We start from the raw sequence: 24,576 nt of genomic DNA on the forward strand, positions 1-24,576 counted from the left end.
TAATTCCTTGTTATCGTTTTATTCATCCGGATTAAGAATGTTCTCAATCCGCACTTCGACATCATCTAGATGCGCCTCTGTAGCACGATCTTGTACCCGATTCTGGGTATTCTGAACATCGTCTAACAGTATCTGGAGCTGATCTCGAACGATCGGACGAATATCAGACTGGCTGACATTTACATCCGTCCATCCCAAAAAATCCTTAAATGCATCGGGGATATCCGGGAGTTCTTCAGTCATCAAATGCTCCATACGCTCAATATATGCACGCTGCAGATTACGGCGATGCACTTCAATTGCGCTATTACTATTGAGCTCAGACCAGATTCCATTACGCACATCATCCATCATTTCGAAGGCATCGTAGGTATCTTCTGATGACCGCGCATCGAACTCGATGAGTCGAGCTATTCGCTGCGGATCAGTAAGATCATTTAACACCTGCACCTGAGCGCTTCGCATATCGTCAACAACGGTAGATTGATTAATACGATCAAGGATATCTTCCTCAAGCAACCAATCGGGTGTCATAAAACCATAGTCAATAAGGAAGTCCATGGCCCGTTGCTGAGTTTCTTGAGGGACAAATGTATACACAGGACCTTCTTGATTGTAGGTTTTATGATCTTCGTAAACGCCCCCTACATTTTTAGTCACATGTCCCATATACCGGTTCCATTGACCAACAACGTTATTGTAAAGCTCTTCGAGCTCGGCAAAGTTCTCACCTTCGCGATCAGTCCATTCAACCAAATTAGAGGTAATACGCTTCAAGTTTGCAATACCAAGCTCACTGGCTTTCATTGCGTCATTACCGAGATCTTCGTTCTGTGAACGAGGATCAATTTTGTTGCCGGTTTGTTGACCATAAAAATAACGGGGATCATCTGCACGTTCCCGTGTCCACTCGTTAAGTTTGGCCACCTTTTCCTCTTCACTCATATCCTCGGGGAACCATGTATAGCCCCACTTTATCGACCACTTATCATACTCACCTACGGCAGGATGGAAATCTTCTACTCCGTCACCAGGTTGGGCAATGTAGTTAAAGCGGGCATAGTCCATAATGGAAGGAGCCGTACCGTGCTTTTCGGTAAATATTGGAGATCGTAGCGAATCGACCGGGTATGCATAGCTGGAACCGTAGTTGTGTGGCAAACCAATAGTGTGGCCGACTTCGTGAGCAGAAACAAACCGAATGAGTTCGCCCATCACTTCGTCCTTAAATTGTACAGCTCGCGCATCGGGATTTGCCGCTGCCGTTTGTACGAAATACCAGTTGCGAAGCAGGTTCATCACATTGTGATACCACCCAATGTCACTTTCCAGAATTTGACCGGTTCGCGGATCATGTACATGCGGTCCATATGCATTCTGGATATCAGAAGCGAAGTATCGAATCACCGAATAGCGAACATCTTCGGGACTCCATTCAGGGTTTTCTTCTTTGGAGGGCGGATCTTTTGCAATAATTGCATTTTTAAATCCGGCCGCTTCAAATGCTTTTTGCCAATCTTCGACTCCCTGCTTTAAATAGGGACGCCATTCTTTAGGTGTTGCCGGATCAATATAATAAACAATTGGTTCTTTAGGCTCTACCAGCTCACCATCAAGATAGGCTTCTTTATCACTGGGCACCAGTTTATAACGCGTAATATACTGTACTTCATTTGCCTTGTGACGCTCAGTGCCATAATCAGTTTGCTGAACACTGAAATATCCTATTCGCTGATCATAAGAGCGTGTTTCCCATTTCTCTTCAGGCAGCAGCACCATACTATGGTTAATCTCCATAGAGATTGTTCCCGTTGAAGAACTGGAAGGCGGCTTAGAAGCATCATAGGTCATCCAGCTTCGCGCCTCGATATTTTCCGGGTAACTGTTGATATGCTCAATAAAAGAGCGCTCAGGATCGAGTCGCCTTACCCCATACTCCTCGCGCTGACTGCTTTGCAGGCCAAGGGAAGGGATATCACTGTCATATAATTTCGTTACATCAATAACCACTCCAGACGAATCCTCACCGAGTGATTTAACATCGAAAGAAGCAATAATTGGCTCAAAATTTGAGTTTTGAACTGCTTCATAGACCGGCAGCGAATCACTCGCCACATTCTCGTACGAAACATGTCGCAAAAGAACTTGGTCATCTTTCTTTTGCCAGCGGACAACCTGCGTATTTAGCTTTTCTCCGCCGTAGCCGATCTCGTCTTGAGTTTCAGCAACACGTGAAACAAGCAGCATCTCGCGGCTTAATAGCGAATCAGGAATCTCGTAAAGATAATCTTTATCGACCTTATGAACATCAAATAATCCTGAATCGGTTTCAGCCTTGTCAGTGACAACTTCACTGTACGGCTTGATACCGTTCTCTGATTCCGGCGATGACAGTCCACCGCTTTTTGATTGGTCTTGAGCACTTTGAGTACTGGCGCATGCCCCTAATAAGCCGACACACAACACCATGACACTCAATTGCTTCAATTCCTTGAAGATAGAATAACTCATAGATGGTTTTTTATTTTAGGTTAGTTAATAAGAATTCTTAAAGTGAGAGCTGTAACGAAATGAATCAACTATAAATAGCTAATTAGATGTAAAAAGATATTTCAGTAAAGCTCTCAAGACTCTTCATAATTTCCAAGGTATATTTTAAAGTAATTCCATACACACTGAATTAGTCAATTTGCTTCAGCTTTGTTACCTTCAATTAGCTATCAGTAATCAAAGGAAAATCATTGGAACACCTACTTTATTTTCTAAAAGACTTAAAACGTGTTGGAGCAGTAGCTCCCAGTTCTAAGTTTTTAGCCAAAGATCTTGTGGTCCAGCTACAAAATAAACTTGCTGATACCGATTGCAAGCCGTTAAACATTTTGGAAGTTGGTGCCGGCACAGGCTCGCTGACTAAGCAGATCGCAAAGCATCTTCGTCCGCAAGATTCTTTAGACATCGTAGAGATTCACAAAAAGTTTTACCAAATCATTGGTTCTAAGTATCGTCTCAATGATAATATCCGTATTCATCATGCTGATATCTTAAACTTTCATCCCCAGAAAAATTACGACTTTATATTTTCAAGCCTTCCCTACGAAAATATGCCGGAAGAAATAACAAAGCAGATCTGGGAGAAAAAACTTAGTCTTTGTTCTCAAAGAGCATATATCAGCTATTTCAAGTACTTAAAATTCGGTGATTTTAAAAGTGATTTTGAGGAAAATATTGTTAATACCTACAAGCATGACAAAAAGCTTGTCTTTTTAAATATTCCTCCCGCTAAGATTTATACTCTTGAAATTAAACAACGTGATAAAGAGCAGGCCGCCATTAAAAGCCCCAACGTAGCATAATCAGAAAAACCCCAAATTTAGCACAGCTAACAGCAAGCTAAATAAGAACGCCCATCCGAAGCTTTCTATTTTCATGCCTTCTATCATTTCGTCCGCCAGCATCAGCATTAGAGCATTAATCACAAAAATAAAAAGTCCAAATGTTAATATCGTTATGGGCAGCGTCAGAAAAACCAGGATTGGTTTCACCAGGGTATTTATAATTGCTAATAGTATCGCCACCCCAATTGCCGTTAAGAAACTTTTTATCTGTACGCCTTTTAAGATATAGCCGATTACAAAGATCCCGATACTGTTTACTAATAATGACCAAATCATAAGAGTATATCCGTTTTTGGTGAGAATTTGTCTACAATACGGATAATACTCTCAAAGGTTGTAGCCGTTATGCTTTTAATGCTTCAATTTTATCAGACAACTCTTTCAAAGCTTGCTTATTCAAAGAGCAAAATTCTGATATTTTGTCTCCCAAATCATCAGATATTTTCCCTGTGTTGGCCTGCTCCTCAATATCAAGAATAAGTTCGTGGGCTCGCTCCATCCCCATATATTTTAGATTGGGCTTAATTTTATGGGCTTGTTTGTAGAGCTTCTGCCATTCTCCATCCTTATAATATTTCTGGATGTTTTCAATGGTCGCAGGCGTGTTTTCAAGAAATGCTTCAGTAGCTTCTATAACAATGGAATCGTCACCCATTGCAATTTCACGCAAATAAGAAAGGTCGGTCACTGATTTATTATCCACAGAAAAACGCTTTTATATTATACATTTTGGTATGTTGATTACCACATACCAAATACGCATTTCTGTTATTACAATACAAATTAAACTTTGTAACTAAGCCGTCTTATTATCCTGTTAACATTACAATGCCCACGAGCACCAGTAATGTTATTTTCAGAATTAATGCCTTCCAATCTTTCATTATGATATTCCCACAACTTATTATTACACTTTGTCGGAAAAGCAACTAAGTAATAACCAATCCTTCCTTTAATATCAAGTTATCAACATTGATATATCTATTAATAATCACCAATTACTTCCCGATTGTGCTTTCAAGAGAGATATACCATTATTTTGTTACAAATTTTCTGTATAAACTTTATCCCGTAAGTTTTCCACATAGTTATCCACACATATTTATCACGTTGTGGAAAGGTCTGCTTTTTGCAGTCGTCTGGAGTTGAAAACGACATTGATAGAACTAAAAGCCATGGCAGCTTCAGCCAGCACAGGATGCATCATCCCCATAACAGCAAGAGGGATCATTACCACATTGTAAAAGAAAGCCCAAAAGAGATTTTGTTTTATCTTCTTAAATGTAGCTTCACTTAGCTTTATCGCCTGCACTACTGATTGAAGCTCTCCTTTTACGAGTACGATATCACCCGATTCTATAGCTACATCAGTGCCCGTACCGATGGCAATACCTACATCGGCCTGCGTTAAGGCGGGGGCATCATTAATACCATCACCCACCATAATTACTTTCTTGCCTTCCGATTGGAGACGTTTTATCTCATCAGATTTTTGATCGGGAAGTACACCTGCAATTACTTGCTCAATACCTACTTCGCTTGCCACTGCACGCGCCGTTCGTTCGTTGTCTCCGGTGATCATAACCGGGGTAAATCCCATTTTCTTGATAGTAGCAATAGCCTTTTTACTATCTTCTTTGATAGGATCGGCGATTGCTATCAACCCAACCAGCTCTCCATCTACTCCAACCAAAACCGTCGTCTTAGCCTGGCTTTCATATTCCTCAATATCAGCCTTTGCCTCACTATTGACCGTAATACCCTGTTCTTCAAATAGTCGCTTATTACCAATAATAACTTCCTTTCCTTCAATTTCTGCGCGAATACCTTTCCCCGTAACAGCTTCAAATCCAGAGGCATCCCACAGATCTTTCTCATGTTCTTGGGCATGACTAACAATCGCCTCACCAAGAGGATGCTCAGATCCTCTTTCCGCAGCAGCAGCATATTTAAGAATCGTTTTCTTATCCCAATCTGATACTGCCACAACATCTGTAACAGAAGGCTCTCCCTTGGTAATCGTTCCGGTTTTATCCAATACTATCACATCAGTTTCACGCAAAAGCTCAACGGCCTTGCCCTTGCGGATTAAAATTCCGTTTTCGGCTCCAAGTCCGGTGCCTACCATCAGGGCCGTCGGCGTCGCCAATCCCAATGCACAGGGACATGCAATCACCAACACCGCGATGGCTGCGTAGAAGGCCAGTGCTATTTCTCCCATACCGGGGTTAATCCACGGGATAAAACCCGACGCCCAGACCGCAACCTGTCCGAAAAACTCCGGAAAGATCATCCATGCCGTCCACGTGGCAACCGCCAATCCAATAATGACCGGCACAAACACTGCGGTAATACGATCGGCAAACTCCTGTATGGGCACCTTGGAACTCTGGGCTTCTTCAACCATCCGAATAATCTGGTTAAGAAAGGTCTCGCTGCCCACCTTGGTCGCCTGCACTTTAAGCGTACCATTTTTATTGATCGTCGACCCGATGACTTCATCTCCTTTCTCTTTGCGCACCGGCATCGATTCGCCCGTGGCAAGCGACTCATCCACACTGCTTTCACCGTCAATCACCTTGCCGTCGGTGGGTATCTTTTCGCCGGGACGTACAACCATCACATCGTCGACCTCCAATTCTTTTACAGGGATGGTCATCTCTTTGCCGTTGCGAATGATGGTCGCCTCTTTGGCCTCCAGCGTCATTAAATTCTTTATTGCCTCAGAAGCACGCCCTTTTGCCTTCGTTTCTACATAACGTCCCGTAAGATGAAAGGCCATAATCATGCCCGCGATACCGGCAAAGCTGTGGAATGGCGGCGCCATACCGAAAACATGCAGCAGAGCCACAAATCCCGTTCCCAGCGCTGCCAATGATCCCATGGCAATAAGCACATCCATATTAGGAGAACCGTTGATCGCTGATCTCCAAGCTCCTTTCAGCGTTTCCCAACCGGGATAAAAGATGACAACCGAAGAAAGCCCGATCATCAGCAGCTGATACCCCAACTCTCCACCGAGCGCAAAGCCGGCAAACATTTCGGGAATCATCAGCAAAATAATGGGAATGGTCATTGCCCATGACCACCACATTTTATGATAGGCTACATCAAGTTTTTTTTTACCGGTTATATCTGCATCCTTATCTTCGTCAGCTTCTTCCTTAATATCATAGCCGGCATTTTGCACCGCCTCTTTTAACTTTTCATGCAGAACTTCGCCGTTTTCGAACTCAACAAACGCTTTTTCCGTAGCCAGATTGACCGACGCTTTATCGACTCCCTCTACTTCAGCGAGGGCTTTTTCTACGCTGTTGGCACAACCGGCACAGTGCATACCTTCAATTTGCAGTGATTCTTTCATAGCAGTTTTTACTAAATTTCAAATTACATCCAAGTATAACTGCTTTTAAGCAGACACATCTTACAATACATTAAAAGAAATGTGTAAAATTTTTGGATACAGAAAATTTATACAGCATCCAGCGACTGGCGACTGTTCTCATCAATGTGGCTGCGAAAAGAACTGACTGTTTCTCCGGTTACTTTTTTGAACTGATTGGAAAGATACTGCACGCTACTGTAATTGAACTTCCACGCTATCTCACTCAGCGTCAATTCATCATAGGAAAGCAACTCTTTAACCCGCTCAATCTTCAAGTTAATGAGGTATTTTTCAATCGTCACACCTCCGTAATCTGAAAAATAGTTACTCAAATAACTGTAGTTGTATTGCATATTTTCCTCTAAAAAAGTGGAGACTTTCTCAGGATCTTCAGAGTTTTCGAGATGTTTTAAATAATCAAGAAGTTGAACCTTTATCTGCTCAAGAAGTGCCTTGTCGTTCTTTTTAATAAGCTCAAACCCCTTCCCAACCAATGCTTCACTTATCTTTTCGAGATCTTCAAACCCAACATCTTCGGTAATAACAACTTTCCCGAGGGCAATGGATTCAACTTCATATCCGAGGTCCTTTAACACCTGCTGCACCGTCATGATACAGCGATCGCACACCATATTTTTAATTTGTAATGTCGTCATAGGTCAGTAAAACGTGGCAAATTGGTAAATCGTTTACTCTTTAAATACCTCATAAAAATACAAAAGGGCAAAGCTTTGCAGCCCTGCCCAAAAAAATCTTCGCAAGAAGATAATGTTATTCTACCGTTACACTTTTCGCTAAATTCCGTGGCTGATCCACATTACAGCCGCGATTTACGGCAATATAATAGGAAATCAGTTGTAACGGTATGGTCGTTAACATTGGTGAAAGACAATCCTCGGTCTCGGGAATCGCGCAAGAAAATTCAGAAAGATCAATAACCTCATCATTATCCTCACCAGTTATTGAAATAATACGGCCTTCACGCGCTTTCACCTCTTCAATATTGCTGATCATCTTCTCATTCGTATGCTCCGTAGCAGCAATCACAACAACCGGCATCATCTCATCAATAAGCGCAATGGGACCGTGTTTCATTTCTGCGGCAGGATATCCTTCTGCATGGATATATGAAATTTCTTTAAGCTTCAGCGCGCCCTCGAGTGCCACTGGGAAGTTATACGTTCGTCCCAAGTACAAGAAGTTCGGCGCATAACTGAAAAGCCGAGCCATATCTTTAAGAGAATCGCTGTTATCCAAAATCTTCTGCACTTTCCCGGGAATGCGATCCAGCTCTTCGATCAATCGCGCTGCATATTCTTCATCGAGCACGCCTCGCTTTTGTCCCAACAGAATAGCCATCATAGCCAGTACCGAAACCTGGGTCGTAAATGCTTTGGTGGATGCCACCCCAATCTCCGGACCGGCATGTGTATAGACGCCCGCATCGGTATCACGGGCAATGGTTGATCCTACTACATTACAAACACCAAGCGTAAGTGCTCCACGTTCTTTAGCTGTGCGAAGGGCCGCCAGCGTATCCGCCGTTTCGCCGCTTTGCGAAATCACCAGCATTACATCATCTTCGTCAATAAGGGCTTCGCGGTAGCGGAATTCCGAAGCATATTCTACCTCTACAGACAACTTAGCCAGATGCTCGAACAGATATTCAGCAACCAAGCCGGCATGCCAGCTGGTCCCGCAAGCAGCTATAATCAATCGTTTAGCATTCACCAGCTTATCTAATACATCAGTGATACCACCTAATTGTATAGAGTGGTCTTCTACATTAATTCGTCCCCGCAGGCAATCCGAAATAGCGCGCGGCTGCTCAAAAATCTCCTTGAGCATAAAGTGCGGATATCCGCCCTTCTCAATCTCTTCGATACTCATCGCCAGCTCATGGACTTTCTTTGTAAGCGGCTCATCTTCTATAGTTTTAACATCATATCCCTCCTTGGTAACGATAGCCATCTCACCATCATCCAGGTAAACCACCTTTTTAGTATGCTCAACGATGGGCGAAGCATCCGATGCCACAAACATTTCACCGTCTCCAATCCCCAGCAACAATGGTGATCCTTTTCGAGCTACAATAATACGATTGGGCTCCTCAACATTTAAAATGGCCAATCCATACGTACCTACCACCTGCTGAAGTGCCATTTGCACAGCCTGCTCGAATGTAATTTCTTCGCCATCTCCGTTCTCATAAATCTCTTCGATAAGCTGAGCAATAACTTCCGTATCGGTATCGGTATGAAACGTCCGACCTTTATTCTTCAGCTCTTTCTTTAAGGTATTGTAATTCTCAATAATGCCATTGTGGACAAGCGCGATTTTTCCCGATTCACTTACGTGCGGATGAGAATTAATATCATTCGGCGCACCGTGCGTAGCCCATCGGGTATGTCCAATACCAACGAGACTGTCATTGGGGTTAGCTTTCATTTTTTTCTTGAGGTTCTGGACCTTTCCTTTTCCCTTCTTAATATCCAGCTGACCGTTAAGCAAAGCAATACCTGCAGAGTCATATCCGCGATATTCAAGGCGCTCAAGTCCTTTTACAATGATATCGCTCGCTTTCTTATTTCCTATATATCCAACAATTCCGCACATAGATGTCTTGTATTATTGTATTTGTTTACTGATTCTTATACTGTCTCTCCCAGACTAAGATTTGCACAATACTAAAGTTATCATTCTGGCAGATATTTTGAAACAATTATAATCAATCATTTATAGGTATAACCATGCAGCTGTGTTTCTTTGAAGATGAAAAGCTGACCACTTTTCATCCCCTTACATTAACTCGTCCCACTGACGATCTGCGCATCGGCATTCTAACACTTTCGGAGAAATGGAAACAGGCGTTACATCCTACAAAAACGAATCGCATACTACGACCGGAGCTCAAAGGGCTATTTGAGGCCGATGAAATATCAACGGATGAGAACTGTATCTGGATGAACAGCCGATACCTGCCAACCGAACAACTGGTTACGCAAGTAAACAATTTAAGTGAAGGTCAATATCTTACATACGGAGAGACGATCATTGCCGCCAACGTGGATGGAGGAACATCCCGGCAGTGGCTTGAAAATGGGGAACCCGACTTTAACACCCTTTTTGTGCTGGAATCCAATGATTTCTTATCCCTCAACAACCTCTGGGATCTATTCCAGCTGAACGGCCAGGAAATTGTTCGAGATATCGAGTTGCTGGATATCAATACCAACATAAATGGTACTGTTTCGGATTACGCCGTGCTCGAAAAGCAGGAAAACATCTATATTCAAGAAGGAGCCACCATCGAAGCCGGGTGCGTACTTAACGCTTCAAAAGGACCTATTTTTATCGGCGAAAATGCCACTATCATGTCTGGGGCTCATATTCGCGGCCCGGTAGCCATCTGTGAAAATGCTACTATTAAAATGGGTGCCAAAATTTATGAAGATACCACTATCGGACCGGTCTGTAAGGTGGGTGGCGAAGTAAACAACTCCATCTTCCACTCCTACTCCAACAAAGGTCACGACGGATTTGTCGGCAACTCTATTATTGGCCAGTGGTGCAATTTCGGGGCTGATACCAACACATCGAACCTGAAAAATAATTACAGCAGTGTACGTATTCCCGACTGGTCTAATAGTCAGGAGATTGAAACAAACCAGCAGTTTTTCGGCACCGTAATGGGCGACCATTCCAAAACAGCAATCAACACGCAATTGAATACCGGTACCATCTGTGGAGTTAGCTGTAATATTTTTTCAGATGATTTTCCTCCCAAACTAATCCCCTCATTCAGCTGGGTGGGTTCCAATGTTATTCAAACATACCGCATCGATAAAGCCCTTGAAGCCATGGAAGCCATGATGGCGCGGCGTGACATATCACTTAACGAAGAATACAAACAGATGATGAAAACTATTTTTGATACGAAGAATCATCCCCAATAAACGCCGCCTGAAAAATATTTGGATAATAAATAGGTATTGTCCTCAATTAGCACTACCTTTAATCGTTATATTTAATTACCCACCCAGTAAGTTACTTCTTTGAAACGACGCGTTAATTCAACTCTTTTCATCAGACAGAGCAGACAGGTGTACACAAAGACACAGTTATAGTTATGAAACAAGGAAAAATAAAGTTCTTCGACACTAAAAAAGGATTTGGATTTATTGCACCTGATGAAGGCGGCGATGACATTTTTGTCCACAGAAACAATGTCGAGAACCTCGATTACAACCAAGGACTTGAAGACGGCGAAGCCGTTGAGTTTGAGGTAGAAGAAACTCCCAAAGGCTTAAGTGCTACTAACGTAACCAGCCTGGATTACAAATAGATCCGAGATTTTATATTGGATTTTAGGAGCCCGCTTTTTAGCGGGCTTTTTTATTACACGATATTTTTGCTGTCCATCCTTTTGGTTCCTCCCTTCTAAAATACCTGGCTTCGGGTAACTTTTACACACTTGTAGTTTTTTTGATCCTAATTTATCTACAAAACCCCATTAATACCCTAAAAAAGCTGAGCCTATTCTTTGGCACATTTTTTGGTTCCTTTCTTTATCAATCTCCCTCAGCCCCAAACCAAACTATCGATTCCCCTTAACTAAAAAAGGGCACTGTCCTTATCCTAAAATGTATAGCCCATGCTAACCAATACCTATCAGTCATATTTTTTTATTTTAGGATTCTTCATAACAGCAAGTATGCTCAATGCAGGATGCAGTGATGGAGGCCCACCCGGACTTTCAGAATCACTGGATGAAACGGTCTCTCCAATAGAAGTAATCGATACATTCCCCGAATACGCAGACGAAAATATCGAGCTTGATGTGTCCATTCAGGCTACATTCAGTGCATCAATAGATACCAGCTCTATTAATGACTCAACTTTTATTGTAAGAGAAGGTGGTATAGAAATATCCGGTACGTTTTCCTACTCCGGCAGTACGGTCACCTTCATGCCAAACAGAACATTTGCTCGAAACACCTCCATCAACACCACCATTACTTCACAAGTAGCTGACGTAGAAGGTAATACCATGGATCAGGAATATGAGTGGAATTTCACAACCCGACCGGCAACAACCTACGAAGCTACCCCACCTACCGTTATTGAGACTAATCCCAAAGACGGCGCCACCGACATTTCCGCCAACACCAATATCTCCGCCCGTTTTAGTAAAACCCTGAACCCCGAAACCATCAACAGCAACACATTCTACTTGCGAAACAATAACGGCAGCATCATTCCCGGTTCGCTAAGCTATACCGACTCCACCGCTACGTTTAGTCCCTCGGAATCACTGCCCGATGGGGTTGAGTACACCGCAACGATTACTAACGATATTGAGGACCCATTCGGCAATTCCCCCGACCAAAGCTATAACTGGAATTTTACTACAAAAGAGATCGACCGCACCCCACCTCGCGTTATATCCACTAATCCTGAAAACCATGAAGAGGACGTGGCCTTTGATATTCAAATAACAGCCACATTTAGTGAGCGGATAGATCCAGCTACGATAAACAGCAACACATTTAGGCTGCGGACAAACTTAAATAGCATTTCTGGATCGGTCAGTTATGAGGACTCAACGGCTGTTTTTAAACCCTCGAGTACCCTACAGGATGGAATAGTTTTCACCGCTATCATTACCGATGGCATCCAGGATCTTAAAGGGAATTCACCTCCTAATAATTACAGCTGGAATTTTATTACAAAAGAGATCGACCGCACGCCGCCCCACATTATATCCACTAAGCCTCAGAATGAAGAAGATGATGTACCCATTGATATCCAAATAACAGCAACATTTAGTGAACAGATGAGTAAGTCCACTATAAACGAAGATACTTTCGAGCTATACCAATGGCAGTGGGGACAATACCGAAAGCTTTCAGGATCGGTAAGCTACTCAGGAAGTACGGCCACATTTACACCCGGAACTGACCTCCGCGATGAACAGTATTATACTGTCATAATCAGTTCGGATGTTACTGACCTGGCTGGTAACGCACTCGGTGCAACATACCGCTGGGACTTTGAGACCGAAGACGACTAACTCCAACTGATCAGAACAAGTCGATAGAACCGGGGCGATACCAAATAAAAATCCGAAAGCATGTTTCAAATTAGTGATGAAAACTCCTATATTTGTCACGCTTAAAAATTTGGCGAATATTGCCCAAGTGGCGGAATTGGTAGACGCGCATGCTTCAGGAGCATGTGGGGATCTTCCCCGTGGAGGTTCGAGTCCTCTCTTGGGCACTCAAATCCCTGTAAGTTACTGGCTTGCAGGGATTTAGTATTTTAGGTGCAAATATTATCGTTCTTTAGGAAGTCTTTATTTTTATACATATTGGAATATTATTACTCGGGTGCTAATAATAATTAAAACTCAAGAGTTCTAATATGTTATCACCATATAAAAGGGCCATTGCATACCTATTAATCTTCTCATTCTTTCTAAGTAGTTGTGCTACTATATTTAAAGGTAGTAATGCTGAAGTTCGCTTTAATTCTTCACCTTCCGGAGCAGAAGTTCTGGTAGACGAAATAAATAAAGGTGAAACCCCTACATCAGCCCAACTATCACGCAGTGAAAGCCATATTGTAACATTTCAAAAAGACGGATATGAGGAAGTAAAAGTTAAAGTAAACAGAAATTTTGATGGAGCTACCACTATATTAGGTAATTTGGTTTCGTGGTGGCTTTTAGGAGTTGTAGTTGATGTTGCATCAGGAGCAGCTTATACATTAAGTCCGGCCGATCTACAAGGGAACCTTAATAAACTTGAAGAGGCAGGAGTTATCAATAAAGATGAATTACCTAAAGCTAAAGAGAATACTGTTCACGTATTTATGTTGACCAAAGAGGAATGGCAAGAAATTCAAAAAAGTGAATAGGGAGTACTTTTTAGCTGATTTAGCTTCAATTTGTTAAGCCACAATAATTTTGGGGCTTTAAAATGCTTCCAGAAACACACCCTCCAAGTTACTACTAACCTATCGTAAAGAATAACAAAGGCATTAATCTTTTCCTCATCCACCCGATTATAAAATCCATTTTTACACATTTAGTAATTTATCGTACATTAAAATTCATTTTTTACCATATATATTAGATATATGCGAGCAATCGGTGTCATTCTTATAATTATTACCATTATTTCCTGCGCATCCACGCTTCCGCCTGCGGAACCTTCGGTAAGGATGATGAAAAAAGCTGATACCATCATCCTTGCTTTAAGCGACTCCCCCTCCCAAGCCTATCAAAGTTTTGAAACCCATCTGGGTAATCAGGAATTTACGGTAATACGGTCTAACAAAAAACCGCTTACGCTCGAAACACGGCATAAAAAGTTTGACCCAACCATCCTGAAAGTTTTTGGAAGCTATGCTATGAAGGTAAATGCCACGATAAAAGATTCGACCCTCCACATAACAGGCACCTTGGCCAGCGGTACTCAGGTAGAAAATGCGGGCGGTAAGAAAAGTCCCGTAAAAGATGGATGGAATAAGTTGGTTCAACTGGCAAAAGAATTTTCCCACCAACAGATATACTACAGTAGAAATTAGCGGTTACTGTTGGATATATTTCTATCAGCCAGCTCAAAATAGAGTGTTCTGATTGTCTGCTCGACAGGCTGATCGGTTTGCACGGAAATGAGGTTTTCATCTCCAATTTCGCTTGGCGGACTGTATCGGTTTTTAAGGGTTTCAAAATCTTCTAACCGGGCATCCGATACCACATCATCTTCCCCTTCGCGCTGCTTCAGGCGCGATTTCACCACATCTTCGGCTGCTTTGGCTTCCACAAAAAGATAGTCAGTTTCCAACTCCCCCAATCTCCGGATAACCTTTTCGCGGACTGCCCTGTTGCTAAAGGTAGCATCCAAGATCACGCTTTTTCCCTCACCAATACACTTTTCTATCTTCTCTATAAGCGTTTGGTACGTTTGCTCCGACATCAATTGAGTATACAGCTTATCGCGCTGTTCTGCCGGCGTTCGTTTCTGCAGGTCAAGTCCGGCCATCGATTTTCGGATGCGATCAGAAGAAAATCGATCGATATTAAATTTTTGCTCAAAATGCTTGGCAAGCGTCGTCTTCCCTGTCCCCACACCACCCATGAATATCAGCACGATGGGCTTTGATCCAAGCAGCGCGTATCGCAGGGACAGATCAAAATATTGAGAGGCCTTTTGGGCTGCTTTCTCACGATCGACCTGCGGCACTTCTTCCTCTCCACTCTGCAAACTTTTAACCTTTCCTTTTACATATGCCCGGTAGCACTTATAAAAATCGATAATCTCCAACAGGTCGGGGTCATCCAGTTTCTTGGACATCTCATCAATGAAGTAGCGTTCTTCCTGCCACCTATTGTTGAAGTCGAGATCCATGGCAAGAAACGCTAAATCCACTGCCAGATCCCCGTAGCGGAACCGGTCATTAAATTCTATACAGTCATAAATCTGTACTTTCTCGGGCGTAATATGAATATGCTCCAGGTGCAAATCGCCATGACCGTCTACAATCCGCCTTTGAGCAATCCGCCGTTCAAAGAGTTCACTGCGGTGTTCAAAATATTGATTGGTGAAAGACTGTATGCCCCGGTACATGTTGTCATCAATGGTTTCGCCGACAAAACCTTTGGTCTGCTCAAAATTTTCATCGGTGTTTACTTTGATACTTTCGATTTCTCCGTACTGCAAGACCTGTTCATCGGGCTGCTGAGTATTATAAAAGTCAGCCAGCTTATCTACTACGCGATTGAGGTGCGACTTTTTTAGTGTGCCCTTTTCCAAATAGCTGTGCAAGAAATATTCATCAGGCAGCTGTTTCATCTTTACCGCGTATTCAACTACGGAATCAGTTTGCAGCACCTCATCGGATATTTGAAATGAGTCGCCCTCTTTACTAACCGATACCACCCCCAGGTAAATATCATTCGAGAGCCTGCGGTTCAATTCAACCTCGCGGTGACAGAATTCCTTTCGTTTAGCAAGTGAGCTGTAATCCAAAAAGCCAAAATCTACCGACTTTTTAAATTTGTAAACATATGGAGGAACCAAAAATACATGTGAGATGTGGGTCTGAATATGGGATACCCCTTCCGGATTATGAGGATAGGAATCAGGGGATTTAAGAAAAGCTAACAGCTTGGGATCCATAGCAGTATCCGTGTATTAATGCTGATAATTACAATATTTTTTGGGTTGATATCACAAAGTACAAAATCGCCCATTCAAAATTCAGCCCTTCCTTTTCAATAAGAATAGGAGAAATAATTTTCTTGTAAGTAACTATTTTTACTACAGTTAATGTATGTATTTTGTAGATTATAGTAATGGACAGTAAAAATTAACGGAGAGCATCATGAAAATTCTATCAGGATTACTTATTGCATTACTATTGACAACTTGGAGTATTGACGCAAATGCACAGTTGTTAAACCGACTAAAGAAAAAAGCAAAACAGGCCGCGGAACAGAAAGCCGAAGAAAAACTGGCCGAACAGGTTCAACTATTAGCCGAACGAGCCGTAGAGAAATCATGGAATTCAATTTTTGGAGAATGGGACGCTGACAGTAGTGGCGGGATACACGTTCCGTTCACAATGAGCAGCAATATCAAAACCGAAGACCGTTACTCCTTCCAGACAATAACGACGATGGAAGTACGATCGAGCGATAAAAATGGCCGGGAAGAACCGCCAATGAACGTCGATATGCACTTTAGTGATGACGGCACTTATACGGGCACCAAATTCCGTTCCCAGGAAATGGAAAAACAGGAGGGCAATCTTTTTATTATTTACGACTTAACCAACGAAGCCATGCTTATGCTAATGGAAAATGAGGGCAATAAATTTTCATTTGGCTATAAGTGGGATCAACAGATCACTGAAAATGACAGCCTATCCGATGAAGAGGCCAACTGGGACGAGCTGGAAGAGTGGCGCGGGTATGAAAAGATCGGCAGCAAGAATATATTAGGTTATGGTTGTGATGGATATCGATCTGAAACTGATGAAGAAACCATGGAAATTTGGGTGACCCGCGACGAGGATTTGGGTATGACCCAACTCTTTAAAGCGCAGGCAAACGCCAAACAGATGAGAGGTAAAATTCCCGACGAATATCCTTACGGCATGATTATGGAAATGAAAAATGAGAATAAAAAAACCGGTGAGCAGGTGACTATGAGGGTGACCAACATCAAGAAAAATGAAAATATCTCGTATGTCATGGCCGACTATCCACCCATGAGTTTGGGCAAAACATCATCTAATAAATAACCCATATTTTTATTGATATAAATGGCAGGCATCCCTATCCTCATTGACGCAAAATGTAAGGCTCAAAGAGCGAACTGATATTATGGATGAATTAAAAGTAAAAGGTGAAGTTGCCCAAATTCTGGAAGAACAATCCGGCACGGGTAAAAACGGGGAATGGCGCAAACAGGACTTTATTCTGGAGACGCCGGGAAAGTATCCCAAGAAAATTTGTATTACTCAGTGGGGCGATAAAATTGATCAATTTAATGTTCAGGAAGGCGAAGAAGTGACCGTATATGTGGATCTGCAAAGCCGAGAATACAAAGGCAACTGGTATACCGATGTAAAAGCCTGGAAAGTGGAGCGCGGAGATGGCGACTCACAGGATAATCCCGATGAAAACGTCATTGATATGTCAGATATGGATCACGATGTACCCTTTTAATAACGCTATAAAATAGACATTATCAGGTAGATGCTGATTCCCATTGCCGAGGTGATAAATAAAATAACACCATAGGCTTCAACGGTACTGCTTCCATTTCTTTTCATAGCGGTGACCGTATTTTGCACTGGACCTTTCCAAAGCCAAATCAAGAGAGCTAAACCCAAGCCGACCACCAACAGAATAAGTACCATTTATGTGTCGCTATTCCTTGTCTTGTGCTTGAAGAACCCTAATGCAGAAGCTAAACTTGCAACTTTTGAGGATTCTTCTATTCTTAGTCATGTTAATTCTATTAGGGGTACACAAAAATACAAAAATAAAACAAGGAGAGCTTATGGAATGGTATATCAAAGTATTAAAAAACTATGCAGAGTTTGAGGGCCGTGCTCGTCGTAAAGAGTACTGGATGTTTACGCTGGTTAACTTTTTAATTTATGCAGCGCTACAAACTCTTATGTTTATGCTCGCAGGAATGAATCCAGAATCAAGTGTTGGATTGGTTCTTATGGGTATTTTGGGGCTGTATTCTTTAGCTGTTTTCATTCCCAGTTTAGCAGTAGGCGTCCGCCGCCTCCACGACACGGGACGTAGCGGCTGGTGGCTACTTATTAGTTTAGTACCAATAATTGGAGCTATTGTTATAATCGTGTTTTTGGTACAAGATAGTCAGCCGGGCACCAACCAGTACGGTGAAAATCCTAAAGAAATGGGATCGGCAGCCGTCGCTTAAATTATTTCGGTACTTAAAAAAAGCCGAGCTTGCTAAGTTAATTAGCAGCTCGGTTTTTCTATTTTGGATCAAATTCTATCAAATTACTTTTTAATCCTATCCGCTTCTTCTACTAATTCGGGGTACTTGAACCAGCTTTCGGTTTTAGATTCATTATCAGGACCAATTTTCCCTTTCACCTGCTCTAACAAGTTTTGAGGATTATAAACCTTGCCCGATTTCATCACCAACTGCATATTACGCGTATTGGTAATGTCTTCCAAAGGATTCCCTTTCACCACATACAAATCTGCCAGCTTACCGGTCTCCACAGACCCGAGCAAACTGCTTTTGCCAAGAGCCTTTGCACTATTTAAAGTCCCAGCCTTGAGTGCTGCCTGCTCGGGCAATCCAGCCATCACCATCGTATGCATTTCGCGGTGCGCACTAAAACCCGCCAGGTAATAACCATGACTTGGAGCATCAGTTCCCAATGTAATTAAGTCACCACCCCCTGCTTCGTAAAATGCTTTCGTTGATCGCTTCATAGCCTCATAAAGACCGTCCATCAACTCGCTGGCTTCTTGCTCTTCGCGGGGTGGAAGCTGCTTGCGGACGTAATCTGTAAACAGCGATTGTTCATCTTCCCAATAATCGAATCCATCTTTTAAAGTAGTAAAAAAGACCGGCGCAATAATGGTACCGTCAAAGTATACATTGTGATCTATAAAGTACTGTACGGTCTTTTTGAAATCAGTCGTTGTCGTATCCACTTTGTTCCAAACCGGATAGGCATACTTCGTAGAATCGAGCACAAAACCACCTAAAATATGCTCTACCCGATCGATGCCGTTATCAATAGCAGTGATAGAGTTCGTTGTATTGCGATAGCCCGAACCCAGGTGCCCAGCTACCTTAAGGCCGTGCCAGTGTGCCCGATCCACAAGGTGTTTTACGGTTTCGGGATTACCGCCTTTGGTCTTGAACCCATCAACACCAAGCGCCGCCCAATAATCAACCTGTTCGTAAATTTCCTCTTTGGAAAAATTCTGCCAGTCGGGACGCGCCGTGCCAAAATAGGGCCCCGAAGCCCAAATGCGCGGACCCGTCCATTTTCCAGAGTTCACCAACCGTTTGGCAGCCAACTCCATATAGGGATAATACACGCCGTTGGCAAAGGTGGACGTCACCCCATTGGCCAGATACACCAGCGCATTGTATTTAAATTCATCAATCTCCTCCAATTCCTCAGACCCAAAAGCGTCAATCCGATAATGGGCATGAATATCCACAATGCCGGGCAGTACATACTCATCTTGGGAGAGTTCCACAATTTCATATTCCCCGACTTTTGTCCTGGCCGGGGGCTGTCCCACTCGGTAAAATCTTCCGCCGCGGATCAAAATCCCTTCATTTTCTACCATCTGTTCGGTATGCACATCAAAATAAGACCCGCCCTTTATATATACCGGATCTGACTGTGCCCATGCCGAGGAGGCAAGTACAAAAAGTACAAATGTAAAACTAATCAGAATACGTTTAAATACGTCCATAACTAAATGTGTTCTTGTCAAAATTTATCGTAAAAAAAAGCGAAAACCCGGCTCAATTACGAACCGGGTTTTCGTTATTGAAGGTACAACTATCAGAAATCCTCGAAATTGATTTCTGATTGAGGTCGTGCCATCTGTGTAAAAATAGTTCCTGTAAGCTTATCATTTTGATCAATTTCATCGAGGCGATCGTATCGACGCATATCAATCCATCGGTGACCAAATTCGGCCCACAGCGAATATCGGCGCTGTAACAGAATTTCATCAATCAATGCCTGTTCGTTAAGTGCTCCGCCATAATCAGAGAGATTCCACGTATTACGCACATAATTAATAGCCTCTGCTGCATTAGTATAATTTGCAGCCGTTGCTCCTTCTAAGTTCGTCTGTGCTTCGGCGTAGATCAGGACGAGCTCTTCATTACGAATCAGCGAAAGCGGAGCTCCTACTCCGTCGAAACGATTGTCTTGGTACTTGGCCTCTTCGGGCACATTAGGATTATTGATGGGGGTATCTCGCAAGAAAAACTTGCGATCGACGCGCAAATCCCCAGCCAAAGTATCCTCAATAATAGATGGGTGCACCACCATAATCTCATCTGCTGATGCATTGCGGGGAACATACAACGGGTTGAACGTATCGGGCGGATCACCGTACGACAGGTAAGCACCCTTGTTCATCACGCCTTCTCCTTCGGCCAGTTCAAAAAACGGCTCCGCATTAGAAAGTGCATCTAACGCACCCTGCCAATCTTCGGCATAAACTGCTGCTCGTGCTGCCATAGCTCGATTTAGCTGGGCCATGGTTGCCGGATTATTGAAATCAGCAAATCCATCGGAAAGGTTGAAAAAGAAGCTTCCTCCTGCATTTTGTAAATCTTGATATCCTTCATCAAGTAAGCCTCGAATGCTTGAAAGTGCATCCTCATAGCTTTCGAACTCCCCTAAATTTTGCGGATCGGCCACATCAACCCGAATACCATTTTGATACTGCGTTAGCAGTGGAATTAAGAACTGGTAGGCTTGGATCGTTTTCGCATATCCCCGCACGCCGTTCTTTTCTTCTTCGCTCAGCAGGGCAGTATTGTTGAGGGCCTGCATTAGTAGGTTTGCCTGCTGAATAGCTGCATAAGGGGTATCATAGGCAGCTGCGGATCCAAAAAAGGCTGGATCGGTTTCAGCATTCCCGTCAATACCGAGCCACTCAGTAACAAAACGTCCGTCAATGCTATCGAATCGCCATACTTCACGGCCAAATGATCCCAGCAAGGGGATAAGGCCCCCGGCATATTGTCTATTTCTGAGCTCCAGTCCCGTAACAAGGTTTTGCACCTCGGGCTTGGTGGCATTTTGCAATACCTGTTGCACCGATGGATTATTGGGATCAGTGACATTTTTTGATCCGACCAATGATCCATCACAATTCACCATAAAAAATACCAAGGTGACACTAATAACTGCTATGTAGGTTAATCGTTTCATGAGCAAATAATTTATGGATTGATTAAAAATCGAGTTTGAGATGGAACATGATTTTACGAGCACTTGGATATGCCGCAACTTCAACCCCGGTTCCTATGGCCGAAGATCCAAACTCCGATACCTCCGGATCGTAACTGGGATAATCAGAAAACAGCAGTACATTATTTCCTGATGCTCCAAGACGTACACTTTTGACCGTACCCCCGGTATAACTTTCCAAGAAGCTGGCCGGCACTGAATAATATAAACTTAGCTCTCTAAGCTTCAGATAACCTGCATCCGCTACAAAACGACCTGCACCTTCGCCCGGACGATCAAGTCCATCGGGCGTTCCATCTCCATTACTGTCATTATTCCAGTCTGGTGTTGTCCCCGCGTTATCCGCTAAAAAACGGCGCAGGTTGATAACTTTTTGTCCGTGACTGTAGTGCCAGAAGAAGTTAAACTCCCAGTTATTCAAAAAGTTTATCGTATTTGTCCAAGACATCTGGTAATCAGGCTGGGAATCTCCATAAACGGTAAACCGACCTGCTTCAGTATCGAAGGGTGTACCCACAATGGTGGTGGGCGAAAACCCCTCAGCAATATAGAACGTACCGAGAGCGGCTCCAAAACCACCGGTTGTGAAGGATGGTACTTTTAAATTGGTAATTTCAGCAGTGTTCTTCCACCAATTAACCGTAGAGTTCCAGCTAAATTTATTGGCCTGCACCGGCACCGTTCGCAGCGCCAGCTCAATACCTTCATTTTGCAAGTCCGCGGCATTTGTTGCCATCACCTGTAACCCTGATGAGCTTGGCAGCTCCTGGTCAAGAATCAAGTCACTCACATTCTTGCGGTAGTACGTGGCCTCCAGTGAAGCACGTCCGCCCCGAAGTCCCAAATCAACACCGACCTCCAACTCTTGGGCCGTTTCCGGTTCAAGATTGGGATCGATGGTACGGGTAGAACGGAACGTCCCAAGATTACCGGAAATTAATCCACTATTAAGTGCCTCAAACGTCACCCCGAAGTTGGGCAATCCACCGGTTTCACCGTATGCTGCCCGAAGCTTAAACTGCTCCAGGATATCTGCGCTCCAGAATTCAAAGTTCGTAATATTTACGGCCATCGAGGCTTTGGGGAAGAAATAATACTTATCCTGATCGGCATTAAGCGTTGATTTATCAAAGCGAGCGCCTACGGTACCGATAACCTTGTCATCCCAATTCACTTCTTGCTGAGCCACATAACCTACATCGGTAACATCTACAAAGTACTGATTGTAAATCTCCTGGAGACTGGCATTTTCTACATTCGTTTGACCGGGGACCAGCCCACGACCACGAACCTGCTGTAACTGTCGCTCATTGTGGTAGGTAGTATAACCGGCCTGGGTGGTAAGATTCCACGGCGAATCTTCGCTACCCACCATAGTATTATAGACCAAAAATGCCTGTAAGTTAATATTCAGCACTTTTTCGGCAGAATGTATAACATCTCCGGGATTGGCCTGCGACTGCTGATACTGTAGAAACGGCGGCATGTACGCCATCGTATTGGAATTCATAAAATCAACGCCGCCATCCAGATTAAAATTAAGCGTATGTGCACCTGAGCTATACAATTTAAAGTTAGCTGACAACGACTGTAAAAAACGGTTCACTTCTTGTCGATTTACACCATACTCAATAAGCTCAAGCGGATTCATCTGGAAAAACGGATTGTCGGGATAATCCCCGTTTTCATCCGGCAACAGCTGTGCAAAAGGTGGCGTAAAAGCTACGGCCTGCACAACAGAACCAACTCCACCATTACCGGTCCATCCCCGATTCGTTTCTGTATTGATGTAGTTCGTGCTTGACGATATATCAATATTCTCATTGAGCTGATGATCTATGTTGGCACGTAGCGAGTAGCGGTCAAAACCGGTGTTTTCGATGATACCATTTTCATCCTTAAACGCTCCGGAGACATAAAACTGCGTTTGAGCATCTCCGCCCGAGACACTAATCTGGGTATTAACTTGAGCCCCTTCCCGTCCAAAGATTAGCTCCTCATAGTCCCGGAGTGTACCATTAGCCACAGCATCATTATACATCTGTTTGGCAGATTGTGCAGCAGAAGAACCAGCTCCATAAACCAAGTCAATTTTATCTTCGCTCCACGAAGCGGCACCAATTTTATTCAAGATGCTCGAATATCCCACATCCTGACTAAAACTAACCCTTGTTGCTCCACCGCTTCCACGTTTAGTTTCGATAATAACCACTCCTGCATTCGCCCGGGCCCCGTAAATAGCTGCCGCAGAAGGACCTTTGAGTATTTCTATGGATTCAATTTCATCGGGGTTTAAATCCGCAAGCCGATTGGCCCCATCATCCTGACTGGCAGCTTGCTGGGCACTTACCGCAGAAACGCCCGTTTCAAGCTCATCATTATTAATATAAATGCCATCAACAATAATCAGCGGCTGAGAACTCCCGGCCCCCAACGTACTGATCCCGCGCAGCTTAATATCAACCCCGCCGCCCGGCGCTCCGCCTGAAGAGGTCATGTTGGTACCGACCACCTTACCCTGCAATGCACCATCAACCGTAGCCGGCGTAGTATTACCCGTTAATTCATCAGCATTAATTTTAGTCACCGAATTTGCAAGGTTTTCTCGCTTTACTGACGAAGCTAACCCCGATACTACCACTTCATCGAGCTGCATTGCCGACGGATTCATCACAATTTCAATGGTATTATCCCCTTCGGAAATTTCAATTTCCTCTTCGTAGGTTTCATATCCTACAAACGTAGCCCGAAGCATATACGTACCTTCGGGAACATCTGAAATTTCAAAAGTACCTTCCGCATCAGAAGCGGCCCCGATGTTCAGTTCTGGTATAAAAACATTCACTCCTGGCATTGGTTCTCCGGTAGGTCCATCAATTACTGTTCCTTGTAGTATTCCCTCAAGCGCTTGCTGTTTTTTATCCTTCGAAACAATAATATAGGAACGTCCCCCTTTCCGTTCGTAAGATAAATCGAAAGGCCTCAAAATACTGGCTAACTGCAGCCCCAGATCCCTTTCCGGTTCACGAATACTTGACAGGGATACGGTTTTTCCCTCAATCAACTCTACATCATACAGAAAAACAATATTTCTGTCTTCTTCAATATTGTTCAGAATCTCTTCTAACGATATTGATTGTGATGTATCGTATTGCAGAGAGTTCCTGAGCGACAATATCTCACTATCGTTAGATTGTGCAATACTGCCCTGTACCAACATCGCTGTTACAAAAAACAACGACAGTAAAACCGTGTATCTTTTCTTCATCATTA

Annotated in this window: 19 protein-coding genes and 1 tRNA gene; 10 read left to right on the plus strand and 10 right to left on the minus strand. The window is 43.3% G+C overall.

All coding sequences use genetic code 11. From position 1 onward, the window contains the following. Positions 1–18: 18 nt before the first annotated feature. Positions 19–2,511, minus strand: a complete 2,493-nt coding sequence (locus CK503_RS06590; protein WP_095606004.1) for a zinc-dependent metalloprotease — start codon at positions 2,509–2,511, stop codon at positions 19–21. Positions 2,512–2,741: 230 nt separating this feature from the next. On the opposite strand from CK503_RS06590, the gene CK503_RS06595 reads away from it, so the two are divergent. Beyond that, on the plus strand, positions 2,742–3,353 hold the full coding sequence (locus CK503_RS06595) for a class I SAM-dependent methyltransferase (protein WP_176466237.1): 612 nt from the start codon (positions 2,742–2,744) through the stop codon (positions 3,351–3,353). Here the strand turns inward: CK503_RS06595 and CK503_RS06600 are convergent, their stop codons facing one another. The 5 genes from CK503_RS06600 to glmS all read right to left on the minus strand — a co-directional run bounded on the left by CK503_RS06600 (position 3,354) and on the right by glmS (position 9,396). After that, positions 3,354–3,671, minus strand: coding sequence for a phage holin family protein (locus CK503_RS06600; RefSeq protein ID WP_095606006.1), 318 nt, complete (start codon positions 3,669–3,671; stop codon positions 3,354–3,356). Between the two features lie 67 nt (positions 3,672–3,738). Next, complete coding sequence (locus tag CK503_RS06605) at positions 3,739–4,098, minus strand: Hpt domain-containing protein (RefSeq protein WP_095606007.1); 360 nt, start codon at positions 4,096–4,098, stop codon at positions 3,739–3,741. A 402-nt stretch (positions 4,099–4,500) separates the two neighbouring features. Continuing rightward, on the minus strand, positions 4,501–6,759 hold the full coding sequence (locus tag CK503_RS06610) for a heavy metal translocating P-type ATPase (RefSeq protein WP_095606008.1): 2,259 nt from the start codon (positions 6,757–6,759) through the stop codon (positions 4,501–4,503). 107 nt (positions 6,760–6,866) lie between these two features. Further along, a complete protein-coding gene (locus CK503_RS06615) occupies positions 6,867–7,436 on the minus strand; it encodes a helix-turn-helix domain-containing protein (protein WP_095606009.1) in 570 nt (189 codons plus the stop codon). A gap of 115 nt (positions 7,437–7,551) precedes the next feature. Continuing rightward, positions 7,552–9,396: a glutamine--fructose-6-phosphate transaminase (isomerizing) gene (glmS, locus tag CK503_RS06620; RefSeq protein ID WP_095606010.1), complete on the minus strand. Its 1,845-nt coding sequence runs from the start codon at positions 9,394–9,396 to the stop codon at positions 7,552–7,554. A 134-nt stretch (positions 9,397–9,530) separates the two neighbouring features. Between glmS and CK503_RS06625 the strand changes: the two genes are divergently transcribed. From CK503_RS06625 to CK503_RS06655, 6 genes are all read left to right on the plus strand, one after another. Beyond that, entirely contained in the window at positions 9,531–10,736 is a 1,206-nt protein-coding gene (locus CK503_RS06625; protein ID WP_095606011.1) for a GlmU family protein, read from the plus strand. 173 nt (positions 10,737–10,909) lie between these two features. After that, positions 10,910–11,125 carry a cold-shock protein gene (locus CK503_RS06630; protein ID WP_095606012.1) on the plus strand — a complete coding sequence of 72 codons (216 nt, stop codon included), beginning with the start codon at positions 10,910–10,912 and terminating at the stop codon, positions 11,123–11,125. A 309-nt stretch (positions 11,126–11,434) separates the two neighbouring features. Then, complete coding sequence (locus tag CK503_RS06635) at positions 11,435–12,853, plus strand: Ig-like domain-containing domain (protein WP_095606013.1); 1,419 nt, start codon at positions 11,435–11,437, stop codon at positions 12,851–12,853. A gap of 121 nt (positions 12,854–12,974) precedes the next feature. Next, positions 12,975–13,059: transfer RNA gene (locus CK503_RS06640), tRNA-Leu, on the plus strand. A gap of 144 nt (positions 13,060–13,203) precedes the next feature. Further along, positions 13,204–13,698, plus strand: a complete 495-nt coding sequence (locus CK503_RS06645) for a PEGA domain-containing protein (protein WP_095606014.1) — start codon at positions 13,204–13,206, stop codon at positions 13,696–13,698. Between the two features lie 306 nt (positions 13,699–14,004). Then, positions 14,005–14,370 carry a hypothetical protein gene (locus tag CK503_RS06655; protein WP_217988357.1) on the plus strand — a complete coding sequence of 122 codons (366 nt, stop codon included), beginning with the start codon at positions 14,005–14,007 and terminating at the stop codon, positions 14,368–14,370. Here the strand turns inward: CK503_RS06655 and CK503_RS06660 are convergent. Beyond that, positions 14,367–15,965 (minus strand): bifunctional aminoglycoside phosphotransferase/ATP-binding protein, encoded by a 1,599-nt coding sequence (locus CK503_RS06660; protein ID WP_095606017.1) that lies wholly within the window; start codon positions 15,963–15,965, stop codon positions 14,367–14,369. The two genes, CK503_RS06655 and CK503_RS06660, sit on opposite strands and share 4 nt — an antisense overlap. A gap of 205 nt (positions 15,966–16,170) precedes the next feature. Here CK503_RS06660 and CK503_RS06665 point away from each other — a divergent pair, with 205 nt between their 5' ends. The 3 genes from CK503_RS06665 to CK503_RS06680 all read left to right on the plus strand — a co-directional run bounded on the left by CK503_RS06665 (position 16,171) and on the right by CK503_RS06680 (position 18,251). Continuing rightward, positions 16,171–17,091 carry a DUF4412 domain-containing protein gene (locus tag CK503_RS06665; protein WP_095606018.1) on the plus strand — a complete coding sequence of 307 codons (921 nt, stop codon included), beginning with the start codon at positions 16,171–16,173 and terminating at the stop codon, positions 17,089–17,091. 82 nt (positions 17,092–17,173) lie between these two features. Further along, complete coding sequence (locus CK503_RS06670) at positions 17,174–17,518, plus strand: DUF3127 domain-containing protein (RefSeq protein WP_095606019.1); 345 nt, start codon at positions 17,174–17,176, stop codon at positions 17,516–17,518. A gap of 337 nt (positions 17,519–17,855) precedes the next feature. Further along, positions 17,856–18,251, plus strand: coding sequence for a DUF805 domain-containing protein (locus CK503_RS06680; protein WP_095606183.1), 396 nt, complete (start codon positions 17,856–17,858; stop codon positions 18,249–18,251). 83 nt (positions 18,252–18,334) lie between these two features. Here CK503_RS06680 and CK503_RS06685 read toward each other — a convergent pair whose 3' ends face one another. The 3 genes from CK503_RS06685 to CK503_RS06695 all read right to left on the minus strand — a co-directional run bounded on the left by CK503_RS06685 (position 18,335) and on the right by CK503_RS06695 (position 24,574). Next, positions 18,335–19,783, minus strand: coding sequence for an amidohydrolase family protein (locus tag CK503_RS06685; protein ID WP_095606021.1), 1,449 nt, complete (start codon positions 19,781–19,783; stop codon positions 18,335–18,337). A gap of 92 nt (positions 19,784–19,875) precedes the next feature. Next, complete coding sequence (locus CK503_RS06690) at positions 19,876–21,264, minus strand: RagB/SusD family nutrient uptake outer membrane protein (protein ID WP_217988358.1); 1,389 nt, start codon at positions 21,262–21,264, stop codon at positions 19,876–19,878. 22 nt (positions 21,265–21,286) lie between these two features. Beyond that, positions 21,287–24,574 (minus strand): SusC/RagA family TonB-linked outer membrane protein, encoded by a 3,288-nt coding sequence (locus tag CK503_RS06695; RefSeq protein WP_095606022.1) that lies wholly within the window; start codon positions 24,572–24,574, stop codon positions 21,287–21,289. Positions 24,575–24,576 lie beyond the last annotated feature (2 nt).

The sequence above is a fragment of the Fodinibius salipaludis genome (genome assembly GCF_002287075.1).
GTDB lineage: Bacteria > Bacteroidota > Rhodothermia > Balneolales > Balneolaceae > Fodinibius > Fodinibius salipaludis.